We start from the raw sequence: 16,900 nt of genomic DNA on the forward strand, positions 1-16,900 counted from the left end.
GGGCCGGGGTCGGCGGTCAGGCGGGCCGCTCGGGCGGCAGGTCGACCACCAGTGCCGGGCCGGTCCGGCGGCGGTCGCCGGGGCGTCGGGTCAGCGCGACCACGGCGTCCGCGGCACGCGGGGACCGCAGCGCCTCCTCGGTCGGCCGGCGCGGCCCGGCGTCGGCCGGGGCGACCGTCAGTCGCCGGGCGCCGGCCGGCGCCTCCGTCACGCTGGTCGCCGCCCCGGTCAGGCCGAGCGGGCCGGCGTCGGGCAGGTCCGCGGGACGGGCCCCGTCTCCGGCGTGCGCGGTGGCGTCCGGGCCGCCGCAGCGCAGCAGGGTGACGCGCCCCTCGGGGGAGACCTCCACCAGGGTGGCGGCGAGGTAACCGCCCGGGGCGATGCCCCGCACGAGGTCGTCGAGGGCCCCGGCGATCCGCGGCAGCGATCCGCCGCCGCGCAGGGCCTCGTCGCGGAAGGCCGACTCCAGCGCCCGGGTGTGCTCCGGGCGGGCCAGGGTGGCGCCGTGCGCCACGCCGAGGAGGACGCGCAGGCCACCCCGGCGCAGCGGTACCGCCGCCGCGACCTCCCCGGGGGCGCGGCAGACGGCCAGCGCGGCGCGTCCCGTGCCGGCGGGCATGGTGAACACGGCGACGTCGCGGGGCGCGGGCACGCGGGCGACGGCCCGCGCCTCGCGGCGTCGCCTGGCCCAGGCCAGCAGCGGTACGGCGGCCAGGCTCGCCGCGGAGGCGCCGAGCGCCCACGGATCGGCGCGGTGCCCGGGTACGACGGGAACGACCACGGACGCCGCCAGCAGGACGGCCGCCCAGGCGGAGATCAGCGCCGCCACCCGGGGGCGGGTGGACACGCCGAGCAGCCCCGGAAGCAGCACCCAGCCGAGCGGCGTGCTCACCTCGGCCACACCCATCACGAGGGCGTTGCCCGTCGCCCCGGCGAGAGCCGTCCGGGTCGACACCAGCATCCCACTCCGCATCGCCCCACCCATCCGTCGCCCTCGATTTTCCGGCGCCGTCGCGTCGCGCCCGGGTGCGCGTCGTCGCCCTGCTCGCCAGGTCGCCAAGGGTATCCGCAAGGTGGGCGATCGCCTCCTGATCATGATAAGCAGGAGGGGCGCGGGCGACGAGGCCGCCGCATCGGCCCCCGTGGACCTCCCGACGGGAGGCCGACGGCCGGTCGTTCGCGCCGCCGGCGGGCACGGGCACGCTGGCGGCGCCGTATCGCCGATATGCAGATTCGCTCCTTACCGGTTAGGGTTGGCTAACCGGTTGTCGAACTCTGGGGAGGGTATGTGCTGGTTCTGGTGGCGGTCCACGCACTCGCAGCCGTGATCGCCCCGGGACTGATACGTATCTGGGGCCGAAAAGGGCTCTACCTGGTGGCCCTGGCCCCCGCGGCGACCCTGGTCTGGGCGCTGACCCGGACCGGGACGGTCCGCTCCGGCAATCCGGTCGTCGAGACGGTCACCTGGGTTCCCCAGCTCGGCCTGGAGATCGCCCTGCGGATGGGCACCCTGGCCTGGCTGATGGTGGTGCTCGTCGGCGGGGTCGGGGCGCTGGTGCTCGCCTACAGCGCCCGCTACTTCCGCTCCGACGACCCGGGCCTGGGCCGCTTCGCGGCCGTCTTCGTCGCCTTCGCCGGGGCGATGCTCGGCCTGGTGGTCTCCGACGACCTGCTGCTGCTGTACGTGTTCTGGGAGCTGACGACCGTCCTCTCCTACCTGCTGATCGGCAGCGACCCCACCAAGCGGGCCAGTCGGCGCGCGGCCATGCAGGCGCTGCTGGTGACCACCCTGGGTGGCCTGGCGATGCTCGCCGGGTTCGTCATGCTCGGCCAGCACGCCGGCACGTACCGCTGGTCGCAGATCGCCACCGACCTGCCCGGCGGCGGCTACCTGGCCGTGGCCCTGGTGCTGATCCTGCTCGGCGCGCTGAGCAAGTCGGCGATCTTCCCCTTCAGCTTCTGGCTGCCCGGCGCGATGGCCGCGCCCACCCCGGTCAGCGCCTACCTGCACGCCGCGGCGATGGTCAAAGCGGGTGTGTTCCTCGTCGCGCTGATGGGACCGGCCGTGGTCGGGGTCACGCCGTGGCGGCCGGTGCTGCTGGCCGGCGGGCTGATCACCATGTTCCTCGGCGGCTGGGCGGCGCTGCGGCAGGCCGACCTGAAGCTGCTGCTGGCCTACGGCACGGTCAGCCAGCTCGGCCTGCTGATGGTGGTCCTCGGTGCCGGCACCCGCGACACCGCGCTGGCCGGCGCGGCGATGGTGCTGGCCCACGCGCTGTTCAAGTCCACCCTGTTCCTCGTCGTCGGGGTCGTCGACCACGTAGCCGGCACCCGTGACCTGCGCGAACTCAGCGGCCTCGGGCGGCGGGCGCCGGCGCTCGCGGTGGTGGCGGGCCTCGCGGCGGCCTCCATGGCCGGCCTCCCGCCGCTGGCCGGATTCGTCGCCAAGGAGGCGGCGGTCGAGGCGTTCCTGCACGGCGGCACCGGCGACCTGGTGGTGCTCGCCGGCCTGGTGCTCGGCTCGGCGCTGACCGTGGCGTACACGCTGCGTTTCGTCTGGGGCGCGTTCGCGACCAAAGGCGACGTGCCCGCCACCGAGGCCCGGTCGGCCGGGTGGCCCTTCCTCGCGCCGGCCGTCGTGCTCGCCGCCGCCGGCCTGGCGGTGGGACTCTTCGCGCCCGCCGTCGACAAGGTCCTCGCCCCGTACGCGGACCTGTACGAGAGTGCCGAGCCCGGCTACCACCTCGCGCTGTGGCACGGGCCGACCCTGGCGCTGGGCCTGTCGGCGCTGGCGGTCGCCGGCGGCGTGGGGCTGTTCCTCCTGCGGCACCGGGGGCGGCTGGGCGCGTCGGTTCGACTGCCCTTCGACGGGGCCGCGGTCTACGACCGGCTCATCGGCGGGGTGGACCGGCTTGCGGTGGAGCTGACCGGCGCCACGCAGCGCGGCTCCCTCCCCTTCTACCTCGGCGTCATCCTGTTGGTGATGATCACCTTGCCGGGTGGGGCGCTGCTGGCCGGGATGCCCTGGCCGCAGCGGTTCCAACTGTGGGACACCCCGTTGCAGGCCGTCGCCGCCGCGGTGGTGATCGTGGCCGCCGTGGCCGCCGCCCGCGCCCGGCGCCGACTGACCGCGATGATCCTCGTCGGCGTCGCCGGCTACGGCACCGCGCTGCTGTTCATCCTGCACGGCGCCCCGGACCTGGCCCTGACCCAGTTCCTGGTGGAGACCGTCACGATCGTCATGTTCGTACTGGTCCTGCGCCACCTCCCCGCCAAGTTCTCCGAACGGCCCATCCGGTCCAGCCGGCGCGGTCGCATCGCGCTCGGCGTCGCCGTGGGCGTGGTCACCGCAGGCATGGCGTACGTGGCGGCGGGAGCGCGGATCGCCACCCCGATCTCCGTCGACTTCCCCGACGAGGCCGTCTCCTACGGCGGCGGCAAGAACATCGTCAACGTGACCCTGGTCGACATCCGGGCCTGGGACACCATGGGCGAGATCGCCGTGCTGGTGGTGGCCGCCACCGGCGTGGCCAGCCTCATCTTCCGCCACTCCCGGGACCTCGACCTGCGCAGGGGCATCCCCGGCGTCGGCCGCACCGAGTCGGCGCGGCCCCGCTGGCTCACCACCGGCGCCACCACCCGTCAGCAGTCGGTCATCCTCCAGGTCGTCACCCGGCTGCTGTTCCACGCCATCGTGCTCTTCTCGATTTACCTGCTCTTCTCCGGGCACAACGCCCCCGGCGGCGGCTTCGCCGCCGGACTGGTGGCCGGGCTCGCGCTGGCCGTGCGCTACCTGGCGGGCGGGCGCACGGAACTCAACGGGGCCGCCCCGGTCGACGCCGGCGCGGTGCTCGGCGCCGGGCTGTTCGTCGCGGTCGGCACGGGCGTCGCCGCGATGCTGCTGGGCGGGGAGTTCCTCCAGAGCGCCCTGCTGGACCTGCACCTGCCGGTCTTCGGCCACGTCCACTTCGTCACGTCGGTCTTCTTCGACGTCGGCGTCTACCTCATCGTGGTCGGCCTGGTCCTGGACATCCTGCGCAGCCTGGGCGCGGAGATGGACCGGCAACAGGAGACCGACCAACGCGAGACCGAACAGGCCGACGACCGGACGAAGGAGCTGGTGTGAACCCGAACCTGACCTACGTCCTCGTGGTCGGCGTCCTCTTCGCCGCCGGGGTGACGCTGCTGCTGGAGCGCAGCCTGACGCGGGTGCTGATGGGCGTCATCCTGCTCGGCAACGGCGCCAACCTCCTGCTGCTCACCGGCGGCAAGGCCGGCGGGCCGCCGATCGTCGGCACCACCGCCGAGGGGGACATGAGCGACCCGCTGCCCCAGGCCATGGTGCTGACCGCGATCGTCATCACCCTCGGCATGACCGCGTTCCTGCTCGCCCTGGCGTACCGCAGCTGGCACCTCAACGGGCACGACGAGGTGCAGGACGACGTCGAGGACCGCCGCATCATGGAGTTGGCCGACCGGGACGAGGGACCGGGCACCGCCGACAACGACGCCGGTGACGGTGACGGCGACGGCGACGTCGCCCTGGCCACCGTGCCCGCCGACGACACCACGGCCAGCCCGGCCGGGGACGCGGGGAGGGGCCGATGACCTGGCTCGTACCCCTGCCGGTGGTGATGCCGCTGCTCGGCGCGGCCCTGACGCTGCTGCTCGTCGGCCGGCCCCGCGCCCAGCGCTGGGTCAGCCTCACGGTCCTCACCGCCACCGTCGCCGTGGCGGCCACGCTGCTGGTCCGCTCCTCCGTGGACGGGCCGCTGGTCGTCGAGGTCGGCGGCTGGGTGGCGCCGCTGGGCATCGTCCTGGTCGCCGACCAGCTCGCCGCGCTGATGCTCGTCGTCTCCGCCGCCGTCACCCTCTGCGTGCTCGTCTACTCGATCGGGCAGGGCACGGCCGACGGCAACGAGGAGACGCCGCTGTCGGTCTACCACCCGACCTACCTCGTGCTGACCGCCGGCGTGTGCAACGCGTTCCTCTCCGGCGACCTGTTCAACCTCTACGTCGGCTTCGAGATCCTGCTGGTCGCCAGCTACGTGCTGCTGACCCTGGGCAGCACGGAGACCCGGATCCGGGCCGGCACCACGTACGTCGTGGTCAGCCTGCTCTCGTCGCTGATCTTCCTGGTCGCGATCGGCCTGGTCTACGCGGCGACCGGCACCCTCAACCTGGCCCAGCTCGTGGACCGGCTCGACGCGCTGCCGGACGACATCCGGCTGGTGCTGCAGGGCATGCTGCTGCTGGCCTTCGGCATCAAGGCGGCCGTGTTCCCGCTGTCGGCCTGGCTGCCGGACAGCTACCCCACCGCCCCGGCGCCGGTCACCGCGGTCTTCGCCGGCCTGCTCACCAAGGTCGGCGTGTACGCGATCATCCGCACCGAGACGCTGCTGTTCCCCGGCGGGCGCACCGCCGACCTGCTGCTGGTGGTGGCGGCGCTGACGATGGTGGTGGGCATCCTCGGCGCGGTCGCCCAGTCCGACGTCAAACGACTGTTGTCGTTCACCCTCATCAGCCACATCGGTTACATGCTCTTCGGCGTCGGGTTGAGCACCTCCCTCGGGCTGTCCGCGGCGATCTTCTACGTGGTGCACCACATCACCATCCAGACCACCCTGTTCCTCGCCGCCGGCCTCGTCGAACGCCGGGGCGGGAGCACCGCCCTGGACCGGCTCGGCGGGCTGGCCCGACTCTCGCCGCTGCTGGCCGTGCTGTTCTTCCTGCCCGCGCTCAACCTCGCCGGCATCCCACCGTTCTCCGGCTTCCTCGGCAAGCTCGGCCTCGTCCAGGCCGGCGTGGACGACGGCGGTCCGCTGGCCTGGACGCTCGTCGTAGGCGGTCTGCTCACCAGCCTGCTCACCCTCTACGCCATCGCCCGCGTCTGGAACCTGGCCTTCTGGCGTGCCCCGCACCCGGACATGCCCGCCGCCGGCGACGCCGTGCGGGCCGCCCGCACCGAGGGCGCCGAGCAGCCGCACCGGGAAGCGGACCCCGAGGCGTCGGGCGCCGTGCTGCCGCGGCTGATGATCGGGTCGACCGCCGCCCTGGTGGTGCTCGGCCTGGCGCTGACCGTGGTGGCCGGGCCGCTGTTCGACATCAGCACCGACGCGGCCGACGACCTGCTGCGCCGGACCCCGTACGTCGAGGCCGTGTTTCCGGACGGTGCCCCGTGACCAGTGACCCGATGAGCCCGCCGAAGCCCGTCGCGCCGACGAACCCGCCGCTGACCCGCACGGCCCTCCGGCGCAACCGGATCGTCGCCGTGACCGGGCTGACCGGCGTCTGGGTGCTGCTGTGGGGCACCCTCTCCTGGGCCAACCTGATCAGCGGGCTGGTGCTCTCCGTCGTGCTGCTGGCGGTCTTCCCACTGCCGCCGGTGACCTTCGCCGGGCGGATCCGCCCCGTGCCGCTCGCGCGGTTCTGGGTGCGTTTCCTGCGGGACCTCGTGGTCGCCTCCGCCCAGATCGCCTGGCTGGCGGTGCGGATCGGGAAACCCCCGCTCAGCGCGATCATCGCCGTGCCGCTGCGGGTCAACACCGACCTCAACCTCACGCTGACCGCCGAGGCGCTGTCCCTGGTGCCCGGCAGCCTCATCATCGAGGCCGACCGGACGACCGGCACCCTCTACGTGCACGTCATCGGCGTACGCAGCCGCGAGGAGGTCGAGCGGTTCCGGCAGGGCGTGCTCGACCTCGAAGCGCGGATCGTCGCCGCCATCGGCTCGCCCGACGAACTGCGCCGCGTGACGCAACCCCACGCCGCCGGCCCGTCGGAGCCGGCCCACCCGGAAGGGGTACCCAGATGACCGTCGTCGCCGTGACCGTCGCCGCGCTGCTCGCCGTGGCCGTCGGGCTGACCCTCGTCCGCATCATCCGCGGACCGTCCATCCTCGACCGCGCCGTCGCGACCGACGTCCTGCTCGCCGTCGTCGTCGCCGCCATCGCCACCGAGGCCGCCTACAGCCGCGACGCCACCGCGCTGCCCGTGCTGGTCGTCCTCGCCATCCTCGGGTTCGTCGGCTCGGTCAGCGTCGCCCGGTTCGCCGCCCGGAGGAACGACAAGTGACGCTCGACGCCGTCCTCGACGTCGCCGCCGGCGTGTGCCTGATCGCCGGCGCGCTGCTCTGCGTCGCCGCCGGGGCGGCGCTGCTGCGCTTCCCCGACCTGCTCGCCCGGATGCACGCGGCGGCCAAGCCCCAGGTGCTCGGCCTGCTGCTCGTCCTGCTCGGCTGCGCGCTGCGCCTGCGTACGGGGGTGGACATCACCACCCTCGTGCTCGTCGGCGCCTTCCAACTCGCCACCGCGCCCGTCGCGGCGCACATGGTGGGCCGGGCCGGCTACCCGCACGACGAGATCCGCCGCGACCTGCTGATCACCGACGAACTCGCGCCCCACCTGGACCGCATCAGCTCCGGCCGCTCCTGACCGGAGGGCCCCGGCAGCTCTGCGAGGGCCGGCCGGGACGACTCGCGGGAACGGATCGAGGCCCATTCCGGGCCGGGGCCGTCACGATCGGCGTCCGACCGGACATGGAATGGACGTGACCTCCGCGACCGAGCACGAGGACCATTTCCGACGCGTCTACGCCGACGGCTTCGAGCCGCTGCTGGCGTACGCCCTGCGGCGCGTCGAGCATCCCGAGGACGCGGCCGACGTGGTCGCGGAGACCTTCCTCGTGGCTTGGCGGCGCAGACACGAGATGCCGACGGACGCCGAGACCCGGCTGTGGCTGTACGGCGTCGCCCGGCGGGTGCTCGCCAACCACCACCGCAGCGGCAGACGCCGGCAGCGGCTGGGCGAGCGGCTACGGCAGGGGATCACGGCCGCGATCGCCGCCGACCCGGGCAGTGAGGTGCCGGAACGGCTCGCCGTCCGGGCCGCGCTGGCCCGCCTGTGCGAGCTGGACCGGGAGGTGCTGATGCTGACCGTCTGGGAGGGCCTGGAGCCCCGTGAGGCGGCCGCGGTCCTCCGGGTGAACCCGGCCGTGGTCCGTACCCGCCTCTCGCGCGCCCGGGCCAGGCTGCGCGACCTCGTCCGTGACGACCCCGACCCAGCCGGACATGTACTCGACGTCCTGACCGCACCCACCCCGAAGGAGGACCGATGACCGAGGAGCACCTCGACCGGATGGTTCGAGACGCCGACCCCTACCGACCCGATGTCGTCGGGCACCTGGACGGGGCGAAGCAGATCCTCCTGGAGGAGATCATGTCCGAGCCGAGGCTCGAACGCGTCGTCGAATCACCGCCACCACGCTCCCGCGTGGGCCGCGGCACGGTCCGCCGCTTCGCCGGCGCGCTGACCGCCGCCGCCGTCCTCACCGGTGTCCTCGTCGTCTCCACCGTGTTCCGAGAGCATCCGGACGACAGCCAGTCCCCTCCCACGGACGCCGCCAGCGCGGGCGCCCCCGTCGTCTACTCGCCCGTGGCGATGAAGGCCGCCGAGGGGAACCCGCGGCTGCTCATCGACCAGCCGGGCTGGAAGGTGACCACCGTCTACGGGTTCACCGAGCAGCAGGGCACCATCGCGTTCAGCAACGGCGGGCGCCAGTTGGAGATGAACTGGTACCCGGCCGCACAGTACGAGGGCTACCACGCCGACCGGCGCAATGTCAGCCCCCCGAAAGCGGTGCGGGTCGACGGCTGGCCGGGTGACCTGTTCCGCTACAGCGCCGACGACTTCGCGGTCATGCTCCGCCCCCGCGACGGTGCCTTCGTCGAGCTCCGTACCGGAGGAGGCTGGAGCCGGGACGAGTTCGACGAGGTCCTCGCCGCCGTCGTCCGTGTCGACGTACGCACCTGGCTGGCCGCGCTACCGGCGGAGATCGTCACGCCCGCGCGGGTAAACGAGGAGGCGGCCAAGGTGCTCGCCGACGTGCCGCTTCCGCCGAACTTCGACCCCACCGCGCTGGGTGACGTCGGCACCAACGACTCCTACCAGTTCGGCGCCCAGGTGACCTCCCGGGTCGGCTGCGCGTGGATCGCCGAATGGCTACGCGCGAAGCGGGCCGGCGACGACGCCGCACTCCAGCGGGCCGGCGACGCCCTGCGCAGCAGCCACAACTGGCGGGTGCTGCACCAGATGAACGACGAGGGCGACTGGCCGGAGGTGTTCTGGGAGATCGCCGACAAGGTCGCCGCCGGGAACCCGCCGCCCGCGTACGCCCAGGGGTTGGGCTGCGCCTGAGCACCTCGGCCGTTCCGACGCCGGCACTCGCGCAGCGTGAGTGCCGGCGCGGCCGAACGTCCAGGTCGGGCTGAAACTACTCGGTGGGCAGTTTCCGCGCGGTGGTGTCCGATTCCTGGGAGGCGGCCCAGGAGGCGAGCAGGCGCAGCGCGTCCTCGGACGGGGAGCCGGGTTCGGCGGCGTAGATGGTGAGGGTGAGGCCGGGTTCGGCGGCCATCTCCAGGCCCTCGTAGGCGAGGGTGAGGTCGCCGACGATGTGATGGTGGAACCGTTTCGCGCCGGTGCCGTGGTGGCGGACGTCGTGGGTTCCCCACCGGGTGCGGAACTCGGCGCTGCGGGTGGACAACTCGCCGACGAGGTCGTGCAGGTCCTTGTCCCGCGGGTCGCGGCCGGCCTCGGTACGCAGGATGGCGACGCAGACGTCGGCGGCGGAGTCCCAGTCGGGATAGAAGTCGTGGGCGTTGTCGTCGAGGAAGGTGAACCGGGCGATGTTCGCCGGGCGCTGCGGATCGGCGTACGCCTGGGCGTAGAAGGCTCGGGCGAGCTGGTTGGCGGCGAGCAGGTCCATGCGGCCGTTGCGGACGAACGCGGGACCGGCGGTGACGGCGTCGAGGGTCCATTGCAGGCTGCGGTGCGGGGTCCACTGCCTGGTGCGGCGGCGCCGGGGCTTCAGCAGAGCGCTGCCGTCGGCGGCGCGGGCGAGGTCGAACAGGTGTGCCCGTTCGGCGTCGTCGAGCTGTAGGGCGCGGGCGACCGCGTCGAGCACGCTGGCGGACACCCCGGCCAGGGCGCCGCGTTCGAGCTTGGAGTAGTACTCGATGCTGACCCCGGCCAGGGCAGCGACCTCGGTGCGGCGCAGCCCGGGGACGCGGCGGTTGGTCCCGGCGGGCAGGCCGGCCTGCTCGGGCGTGATCTTGGCGCGGCGCGAGACGAGGAACTCGCGGACCTCGGTGCGGTTGTCCACGGCTCCGACGGTACGTCGCGTGGCGCGGCGCTGGGAGTGCCCTGTCGGTACACCTCTCAGCAGGAACTCCCTGTTCGGCGGGATCCGCGCTTTGCTGGTGGTCGTTGTCCCGTGGCTGGCCGCGCGACCCGCTGGCCGGCCTGGGAAACGTGGTCAGAGTTCAACCTGAGACAGAGGAGAACCGCCATGCGTGGTGCCGTCCTGCACGCCCCTGGTGACGTCCGGGTCGAAGGGCTCGACGAGCCGCGGATCCTCGCGCCCACGGACGCGATCGTCCGCCTCTCCGCAGCCTGCGTCTGCGGCTCCGACCTGTGGCCGTATCGGGGGATCGAGAAGCTCGACGGGCCGCGGCCGATGGGGCACGAGTACGTCGGCGTGGTCGAGGAGGTCGGCCGCGACGTCCGTACGGTGCGGCCGGGGCAGTTCGTGGTCGGCTCGTTCTTCGCCTCCGACAACACCTGCGAGATCTGCCGGTCCGGATACCAGAGCGCGTGTGTCCACCGGGAGGGCGTCGGTGGGGCCCAGGCGCAGTACCTGCGCGTACCCCTGGCCGACGGCACCCTGGTCGCCACCCCGGACATGCCGTCGGACGACCTGGTCCCGAGCCTTCTGACCGCCTCCGACGTCCTGGGGACCGGCTGGTTCGCCGCGGTGGCCGCCGAGGTCGGCCCGGGCCGGACGGTCGCGGTGGTCGGGGACGGCGCCGTCGGGCTGCTCGGCGTCCTGGCGGCCCGGCAGCTCGGCGCCGAGCGGATCATCGCCATGAGCCGGCACGAGCCACGGCAGAAGCTCGCCATCGGGTACGGGGCCACCGACATCGTCACCGAGCGCGGCGCCGACGGGGTGGCGCGGATCAAGGACCTCACCGGCGGCCTGGGAGCGCACTCGGTCATCGAGGCGGTCGGCACCCAGGAGTCGATGATGCAGGCCATCGGCGCCACCCGCCCCGGCGGGCATGTCGGCTACGTCGGCGTCACCCACGACGTGCGGCTGCCCGGCATGGAGCTGTTCTTCTCCCACGTGCACCTGCACGGCGGGCCCGCACCCGTGCGCCGCTTCCTGCCCGAACTGGTCGATCTGATCACGAGCCGGCAGATCGACCCGGGCAAGGTCTTCGACCTCGACCTGCCCCTCGACCGGGCGGCCGAGGCGTACCGGGCCATGGACGAGCGCCGCGCCATCAAGGTGCTGCTACGTCCGTGATCCTTCGCGCCGCCCGACAGCGACGGCGCCACAGCGCGGGAGGGTGCAGGGCGGTCCCACCGTCACCATCGCTGACGCCGGCTGGCACCGCGAGCAGATTCAACACCCGGCTAGAGGGAAGCCAGCCGGTGGCCCCGCAGCTTCCGCACCGGGCTGCGAGGCCATGACGAGCGCCCGCGCCAGCAGGGCGCTGCCTCGCCCCTGGCCGAGCAGCACACCGAGGAGCAGTACCTGATCGCGAACCAGCACCACGCCTGACAGCCACCCGCCGGCACCCACGAGGGCACGAGCCGGCGCCACCGACCCCGACGACGAGGAGCAGACCATGACCGCCACGGGCAAGACCGCCGACTACGAGGGCAAGGTCGCCTTCGTCACCGGCGCGGCCAGCGGCATCGGCCGCGCCACCGCACTGGCGTTCGCCCGCGCCGGTGCCAGCGTCACCGCCGCCGACGTCTCCGAGCCAGGCGTCCGGGAAACCGCGCGCATGATCGAGGAACTCGGCGGTCGGGCGCTCGCCGTCCGGTGCGACGTCACCTCGTCCCAGGACGTGACCGCCGCCCTGGCCCAGACCGTCGAGACGTTCGGCCGCCTCGACGTCGCCTTCAACAACGCCGGCGTCGAGCAGCCCGTCACGCCCACCGCCGACATCACCGAGGACGACTGGGACCGGACCGTCGCGATCAACCTGCGCGGCGTGTTCCTGTGCATGAAGCACGAGATCCCGCTGCTGCTCCAGCACGGCGGTGGCGCGATCGTGAACACCTCCTCCGGCGCCGGGGTCGTCGGTATCGCGGGACAGGCCGCCTACACCGCCGCCAAGCACGGCGTCGTCGGGCTCACCAGGTCCGCCGCCCTCGACTACGCCCGTTCCGGCGTACGCATCAACGCCGTCTGCCCCGGCATCGTCGCCACCGAGATGATGGACCGCTTCACCGGCGGCACTTCCGAAGGACGCGACCGCGTCATCGCCCAGGAACCGATCGGGCGCATGGGCACCGCCGACGAGATCGCCGCAGCCGTGCTCTGGCTCTGTTCGGACGCCGCGGCCTTCGTCATCGGCCACGCCATGGTCATCGACGGCGGCCAGACCGTCGGACCGGCATGAGCCCGAGGCCATGGCCTTGATGGACCCGCGAGGTGATGACGACCCGCCCCGAGCCGGCGCCGTCCGGCCGCAGCGTTCCCTCCACGGGCGCGGTTCCCGCTCCGTCAGTCATCACCGCCTTGAGCGGCTGGTCCCTAGGAAGCCTGGCGGACGGGCATGTCGGCCCGCCAGACGTCGGCCAGGTCGCTGAGCGGGACGTCGAGCGCCTGACTGAGGCCGACCACGGTGCCGAACGCCGGTGCGGGAAGGCGGCCCGCCTCGATCTTGCGCAGCGTCTCGGGGGAGATGCCGGCTGCCAGGGCCACCTCGACGAGGCTGCGGCCCGCCCGCGCGGCCCGGAGGGCGGCTCCGAGGCGCTGGCCCGCTGCGATCTGTTCGGCGGTGAGTGGTTGGCGAACCATGCCAGCAGGATACCCCCGGAGCATCCCGACCTGGCGTGGTATAAAAATACCGCACAGGGGAGAGGGAGGCTGTCGTGATCGAGCTCAAGTCCGCCGAGGAGATCGACCGGATGGCGGTGACCGGCCAGTTCGTCGGCGAACTGCTCGCCGAACTGCGCGACGTCGCCGCGGTCGGCGTCAACCTGATGGACCTCGAACACCACGCCCGCCGCCGGATCAAGGAACGCGGCGCCGAATCCTGCTACTGGGACTACGCCCCTTCGTTCGGCCGCGGCCCGTTCCGCAACGTGCTGTGTCTGTCGGTCAACGACGCGGTGCTGCACGGCCTGCCGCACGACTATGTCCTGCGCGACGGCGACCTGCTCAGCATCGACATGGCGGTCGGCATCGACGGCTGGGTCGCCGACTCCGCGCTCTCCGTCGTTGTCGGCACCCCCGACCCGGCCGACCTGAAGCTGATCGAGGCCACCGAGGTCGCACTGGAGGCCGCCATCACCGCCGCCCAGCCCGGCGGCCGCCTCGGCGACATCTCCGCCGCGATCGGCGAGGTCGCCCGCTCCTACGGCTACGGCGTCAACGCCGAGTTCGGTGGCCACGGCATCGGCCGCACCATGCACGAGGCCCCGCACGTGTCCAACGACGGCCGCCCCCGCCGCGGCCTGAAGCTCAACCCCGGCCTCACCATCGCCATCGAGCCCTGGTTCTGCCGCTCCACGGACAAGATCAAGTTCGACAAGGACGGCTGGACGATCCGCTCCGCCGACGGCTCCCGCACCGCCCACTCCGAACACACCGTCGCCATCACGGCTTCCGGCCCTCAGGTCCTGACCCGCCGCCTCACTCAGGGCGCCGCCTCGGCCGGCCCCGCCACGAAGTCCGCCACAGCCTCCTGACCCACTGCCCGCCTCGGGCGTCAGCGGATATCGACGGGACGGCGGGCCGGGGCTGCGCCGACGGCTCTCGCGGACGACGGTCCCGCTGACCGTCGCGCGGAAATTCGTCGGACTGCCGGTGTTCAGCCAGAGACTCGTATGCACATGCGGCCCGACACCACGGTCACTGCCGTTCGCCGAGGCGCCGGAGTACGCGATCGTCTGGCCTCGCGACACACGTTGCCCGGTCGAGACGGCGATCGTCGACAGGTGCAGGTGCCGGGTGTAGTTGCCATCATCGTGGGCCATCCCCACGACGCGCCCGGTCGCGGTGGAGGTGTCGGTCTTCACGTAACGGATCGTGCCGTTCGCCGCGGCCTTGACGGGAGTACCGGTTCCGACCGCATAGTCGGTGCCCGGCTCACCCGAGGGCGGCGTCCGGTTCCGGTGGTCTTGCCAGAGCTCGAGATCCGGACGTTTCCGCACGGCCTCTGATAGCTGCCGGCAGCCTGAGCGGAGCCGGGCAGCAGAGCAAAGGCGGCCGACACCCCGGATGCCGCCAACGCAGCGCCTGTGATGAACCCCCGTCTCGAAAGTCCACGCAGATAGGCGATGCCACCGAGATCCTCGGGCGGCAGATCGTGGCTGACACCCTGAGGAGGGTCAGGGCGAGGCTCCTCGCTGAGGATCATCGATGCAACCTAAGGCTACTTCCGTTGGAGGGCAAGGGTTTCCCTGCGATTCGCTTTGGGGCGTCACGCGAGCCCTCTCCGTGAAGTAGCCAGGCCAGGGCATGCGTCTTCGTAGGTCACATTGCGCGTCGGTCGCTTCCAGGAAGATCGCCGGGTGGACCGGGCCGGTTGCTGCGTGCTTGGGCGACGCCCAGCCACTCGCTGCGCTGACGGCGGACCCGGCTGCGGCGATACCCGCCGTGCACCGCCCCGGTTGGTGGTGGATCAGACAGCGATCCCGACCCGGGTGCGGCTGTGGCCGGCTTGGTCAAGAACGTCGCGCTCCACCGGGCGACCAACGACTCGGAGGTATGCGGTGCCAGTGGGGTCGCGGCCAGCGCCAGGTGTGGGACCACCCCGTTGTTGCCTGCCTGTGCAGGCGGCGGCGCACGCGAGGATCTTGGCAGCGAGACGCGCCGGTGCGTACGCGGGCGGGATGGCTCGTAGTTGAATGTCGTTGATCTTCGATGAGGTGCGCGGTGTGTGCTCTCCGGCGGGTGCCAACATGGGCGAACCGGTGCCAGTGTGGGTCACCGCTGCCGACCATCGGCCGCAACCGGGTTCGTGTGCTCCGGGTGTAGTCCTGGGCTGGGAGAACGGCGGTCCGAGAAGCGTGGGTGAACGTGGGCCACGCCCTGCCACCCAGGTGAACCCTCAGGTCGCTAGACTAGGCCCTCGCGCCCTCGTAGCTCAGGGGATAGAGCATCGGTTTCCTAAGACGAAGCTCTATCTGTGCCCATTGGCTGATGACCTGCGGGTTCTTATTCAGTTTTCCCATTATCGGGTCGCACGCGCCCGTTGCTGTGCTCGCTTGCCGAAGATCAGCAGAACAGGTGTAAGTCCTGCTCAGGCCGCGCCTCGGTCGGTTCGACGCGTCCTTGCCGGGATCCGGTGAAGTTGTCGCGCCGCGTCAGTTTACGGTGCCGCGAGAGCGTGGGCCAGCAGCATGGCGAGTTTGGCTGCGCGTGCCGGATGATGATGACCGACCCAGAGAACTCGTCCGATGAGGTATTGAGCGAAGTCGGGGTGGCCGTTCCGGTTCTGCGAGGCGAGGCCGGTGCGGGCGGCGTTGTGGAGGATGGCGCGGAGCTGGTCGTATTCGTCGCGTGGTGTGGCGGGGTGGTGGTTGACGACGAGTCCGGCGAGGAGTTGCCGGTCGGCTCGGCCGCGGACGCGGGTCTTGGTTGGGTGGACTTGGAAGCCTTCGTCGCGGGCGATGTCGGTGACGGCGGCGATCAGGTCGTGGGTGCGGCGGGTGGTGAGGTCGCCGGAGAAGGCGAGGTCGTCGGCGTACCGGGTGTAGGTGATCTCGAAGGCCTTGGCGAGGCCGGTGAGGCGTCGGTCGAGTCGGTAGGCGCACAGGTTGGCCAGTGCGGGCGAGGTGGGAGCGCCTTGTGGCAGGTGGCCGGTGCGCAGCGCGGCGAGCCGGGCCGCCCGGTGCGGTAGGTCGGTGGGTGCCCGGCGGAGGACGGGGGACGGAGTGCGGGTGGTGCAGAGTCCGGTGAGGGTGTGGGCGACGGGTTCGGGGTAGCCGGCGGTGCGGAACAGGCCGTGGACGCGGGTGGCGGGGATGTGGGTGAAGAAGGCGAGCAGGTCGATCCGGACGACGACCGGCTGTGCGGTGTGGGCGGCGGCGAAGGTGTGCGCGGAGCGACCGGGTACGAAGCCGTGCGCCGCGGGGTGGACCGGGATCGGCCCGAGGACCTCGGCGAGCAGCCGGCGTTGCAGGGCGCGAAGCCGAGATTTCGGTGCCTCGATCAACCGGCCTCGGTCGGTCCATCGGTAGTGGTAGTGATGCAGCCGGTGGGCGATGGCGCGTCGGTTCATGGCCCGTCGGTCGGCGTACCAGTCGAGGTGCTCGATGCTCAGGTCGAGCATCCCGGCCAGGTCGCCGACTGTGTCGATGGCCGGGGTGTGCCAGGGTCGGCGGACGGTGCGGGTCGGCGTCACGGGCCGCGTGTGGATGACAATGGGCCGCTGGTGCTGGCGGGATGCGGCGACTGCCGCGCGGAGCGGATCGAGGGTGCTCAGGAACTCGGCGAGCTCGCGTGGCCGGTCGGTGGGTGGGCGCGGGTAGGCGACCTGCACCGCGTCGGCGACCGGCCACAGCCATCGCCGCCGGACCCCGAGGACGAGCCCACCCTGGTCGACGAGGTCGGCGCGGCGCCAGCCGTCGCCGGCGAGGAACGCGTCGGCGAGCGCGGTGGCGAGGGCGTGAATAGTGGTCACGAGCGGGCCGGTGGCGGCAGCGTGTCCCGACGATGCCCGGTCGTGCGGGTGCACAGGCTCGCGGAGCGTGCCGACGCACCTGTGGTGTGGTGCCGAGGTGAGTGGTCCGTCCCCGGGGTTGCCCCGGAGAGACCGTGACCGGACCCCGCGTGGGGGAGCGGCCTGGTCAGCTCGGGACACGCTGCCATGGGAGCAGCG

General features: G+C 72.5%; 15 protein-coding genes and 1 pseudogene. 11 read left to right on the forward strand and 5 right to left on the reverse strand.

The features are described from left to right. Window positions 1–16 precede the first annotated feature (16 nt). Window positions 17–973: a hypothetical protein gene (locus tag ABZ573_RS02475; protein WP_358114888.1), complete on the reverse strand. Its 957-nt coding sequence runs from the start codon at window positions 971–973 to the stop codon at window positions 17–19. A 315-nt stretch (window positions 974–1,288) separates the two neighbouring features. Between ABZ573_RS02475 and ABZ573_RS02480 the strand changes: the two genes are divergently transcribed. From ABZ573_RS02480 to ABZ573_RS02515, 8 genes are all read left to right on the forward strand, one after another. After that, entirely contained in the window at window positions 1,289–4,126 is a 2,838-nt protein-coding gene (locus ABZ573_RS02480; protein WP_327030365.1) for a Na+/H+ antiporter subunit A, read from the forward strand. Further along, window positions 4,123–4,608: a Na(+)/H(+) antiporter subunit C gene (locus ABZ573_RS02485; RefSeq protein WP_225852117.1), complete on the forward strand. Its 486-nt coding sequence runs from the start codon at window positions 4,123–4,125 to the stop codon at window positions 4,606–4,608. The genes ABZ573_RS02480 and ABZ573_RS02485 overlap by 4 nt, the downstream gene beginning before the upstream one ends. Then, complete coding sequence (locus ABZ573_RS02490) at window positions 4,605–6,182, forward strand: Na+/H+ antiporter subunit D (RefSeq protein WP_151453965.1); 1,578 nt, start codon at window positions 4,605–4,607, stop codon at window positions 6,180–6,182. The genes ABZ573_RS02485 and ABZ573_RS02490 overlap by 4 nt, the downstream gene beginning before the upstream one ends. Continuing rightward, window positions 6,179–6,814 carry a Na+/H+ antiporter subunit E gene (locus ABZ573_RS02495; RefSeq protein ID WP_225852118.1) on the forward strand — a complete coding sequence of 212 codons (636 nt, stop codon included), beginning with the start codon at window positions 6,179–6,181 and terminating at the stop codon, window positions 6,812–6,814. The genes ABZ573_RS02490 and ABZ573_RS02495 overlap by 4 nt, the downstream gene beginning before the upstream one ends. Beyond that, window positions 6,811–7,074 (forward strand): monovalent cation/H+ antiporter complex subunit F, encoded by a 264-nt coding sequence (locus ABZ573_RS02500; protein ID WP_089002241.1) that lies wholly within the window; start codon window positions 6,811–6,813, stop codon window positions 7,072–7,074. The genes ABZ573_RS02495 and ABZ573_RS02500 overlap by 4 nt, the downstream gene beginning before the upstream one ends. Next, window positions 7,071–7,433 (forward strand): monovalent cation/H(+) antiporter subunit G, encoded by a 363-nt coding sequence (gene mnhG / locus ABZ573_RS02505; protein WP_151453966.1) that lies wholly within the window; start codon window positions 7,071–7,073, stop codon window positions 7,431–7,433. Before ABZ573_RS02500 ends, mnhG begins: the two co-directional genes overlap by 4 nt. 109 nt (window positions 7,434–7,542) lie before the next feature. Next, window positions 7,543–8,115, forward strand: a complete 573-nt coding sequence (locus ABZ573_RS02510) for an RNA polymerase sigma factor (RefSeq protein ID WP_327030367.1) — start codon at window positions 7,543–7,545, stop codon at window positions 8,113–8,115. Next, window positions 8,112–9,194, forward strand: coding sequence for a hypothetical protein (locus tag ABZ573_RS02515; RefSeq protein ID WP_358114893.1), 1,083 nt, complete (start codon window positions 8,112–8,114; stop codon window positions 9,192–9,194). Before ABZ573_RS02510 ends, ABZ573_RS02515 begins: the two co-directional genes overlap by 4 nt. Before the next feature lie 76 nt (window positions 9,195–9,270). Here ABZ573_RS02515 and ABZ573_RS02520 read toward each other — a convergent pair whose 3' ends face one another. Beyond that, window positions 9,271–10,158, reverse strand: coding sequence for a helix-turn-helix transcriptional regulator (locus ABZ573_RS02520; RefSeq protein ID WP_358114896.1), 888 nt, complete (start codon window positions 10,156–10,158; stop codon window positions 9,271–9,273). Window positions 10,159–10,344: 186 nt separating this feature from the next. Between ABZ573_RS02520 and ABZ573_RS02525 the strand changes: the two genes are divergently transcribed. Beyond that, window positions 10,345–11,361, forward strand: coding sequence for a zinc-dependent alcohol dehydrogenase family protein (locus ABZ573_RS02525; protein WP_358114899.1), 1,017 nt, complete (start codon window positions 10,345–10,347; stop codon window positions 11,359–11,361). A 325-nt stretch (window positions 11,362–11,686) separates the two neighbouring features. Further along, window positions 11,687–12,469 (forward strand): SDR family oxidoreductase, encoded by a 783-nt coding sequence (locus ABZ573_RS02530; protein ID WP_358114902.1) that lies wholly within the window; start codon window positions 11,687–11,689, stop codon window positions 12,467–12,469. 134 nt (window positions 12,470–12,603) lie between these two features. On the opposite strand, the gene ABZ573_RS02535 is transcribed toward ABZ573_RS02530, so the two are convergent. Beyond that, complete coding sequence (locus ABZ573_RS02535; RefSeq protein ID WP_132231774.1) at window positions 12,604–12,870, reverse strand: helix-turn-helix transcriptional regulator; 267 nt, start codon at window positions 12,868–12,870, stop codon at window positions 12,604–12,606. 74 nt (window positions 12,871–12,944) lie between these two features. Here ABZ573_RS02535 and map point away from each other — a divergent pair, with 74 nt between their 5' ends. Beyond that, window positions 12,945–13,763, forward strand: coding sequence for a type I methionyl aminopeptidase (gene map, locus ABZ573_RS02540; protein WP_327030371.1), 819 nt, complete (start codon window positions 12,945–12,947; stop codon window positions 13,761–13,763). A 132-nt stretch (window positions 13,764–13,895) separates the two neighbouring features. Here the strand turns inward: map and ABZ573_RS02545 are convergent. Both ABZ573_RS02545 and ABZ573_RS02550 read right to left on the reverse strand, forming a co-directional pair. Further along, window positions 13,896–14,228 (reverse strand): annotated as a pseudogene (locus tag ABZ573_RS02545) (M23 family metallopeptidase); the annotation flags it as partial. 1,160 nt (window positions 14,229–15,388) lie between these two features. Then, window positions 15,389–16,702 (reverse strand): reverse transcriptase family protein, encoded by a 1,314-nt coding sequence (locus tag ABZ573_RS02550; protein WP_358114905.1) that lies wholly within the window; start codon window positions 16,700–16,702, stop codon window positions 15,389–15,391. Window positions 16,703–16,900 lie beyond the last annotated feature (198 nt).

Source organism: Micromonospora sp. NPDC007220, assembly GCF_040634035.1.
Lineage (GTDB): Bacteria > Actinomycetota > Actinomycetes > Mycobacteriales > Micromonosporaceae > Micromonospora > Micromonospora reichwaldensis.

Excerpts from the sequence above, each read along its gene's own strand:
- ABZ573_RS02475 (WP_358114888.1), bottom strand. The coding sequence starts at position 973 with ATGCGGAGTGGGATGCTGGTGTCGACCCGGACGGCTCTCGCCGGGGCG.
- ABZ573_RS02490 (WP_151453965.1), top strand. The coding sequence starts at position 4,605 with ATGACCTGGCTCGTACCCCTGCCGGTGGTGATGCCGCTGCTCGGCGCG.
- ABZ573_RS02500 (WP_089002241.1), top strand. The coding sequence starts at position 6,811 with ATGACCGTCGTCGCCGTGACCGTCGCCGCGCTGCTCGCCGTGGCCGTC.
- ABZ573_RS02510 (WP_327030367.1), top strand. The coding sequence starts at position 7,543 with ATGGACGTGACCTCCGCGACCGAGCACGAGGACCATTTCCGACGCGTC.
- ABZ573_RS02515 (WP_358114893.1), top strand. The coding sequence starts at position 8,112 with ATGACCGAGGAGCACCTCGACCGGATGGTTCGAGACGCCGACCCCTAC.
- ABZ573_RS02525 (WP_358114899.1), top strand. The coding sequence starts at position 10,345 with ATGCGTGGTGCCGTCCTGCACGCCCCTGGTGACGTCCGGGTCGAAGGG.
- ABZ573_RS02530 (WP_358114902.1), top strand. The coding sequence starts at position 11,687 with ATGACCGCCACGGGCAAGACCGCCGACTACGAGGGCAAGGTCGCCTTC.
- ABZ573_RS02535 (WP_132231774.1), bottom strand. The coding sequence starts at position 12,870 with ATGGTTCGCCAACCACTCACCGCCGAACAGATCGCAGCGGGCCAGCGC.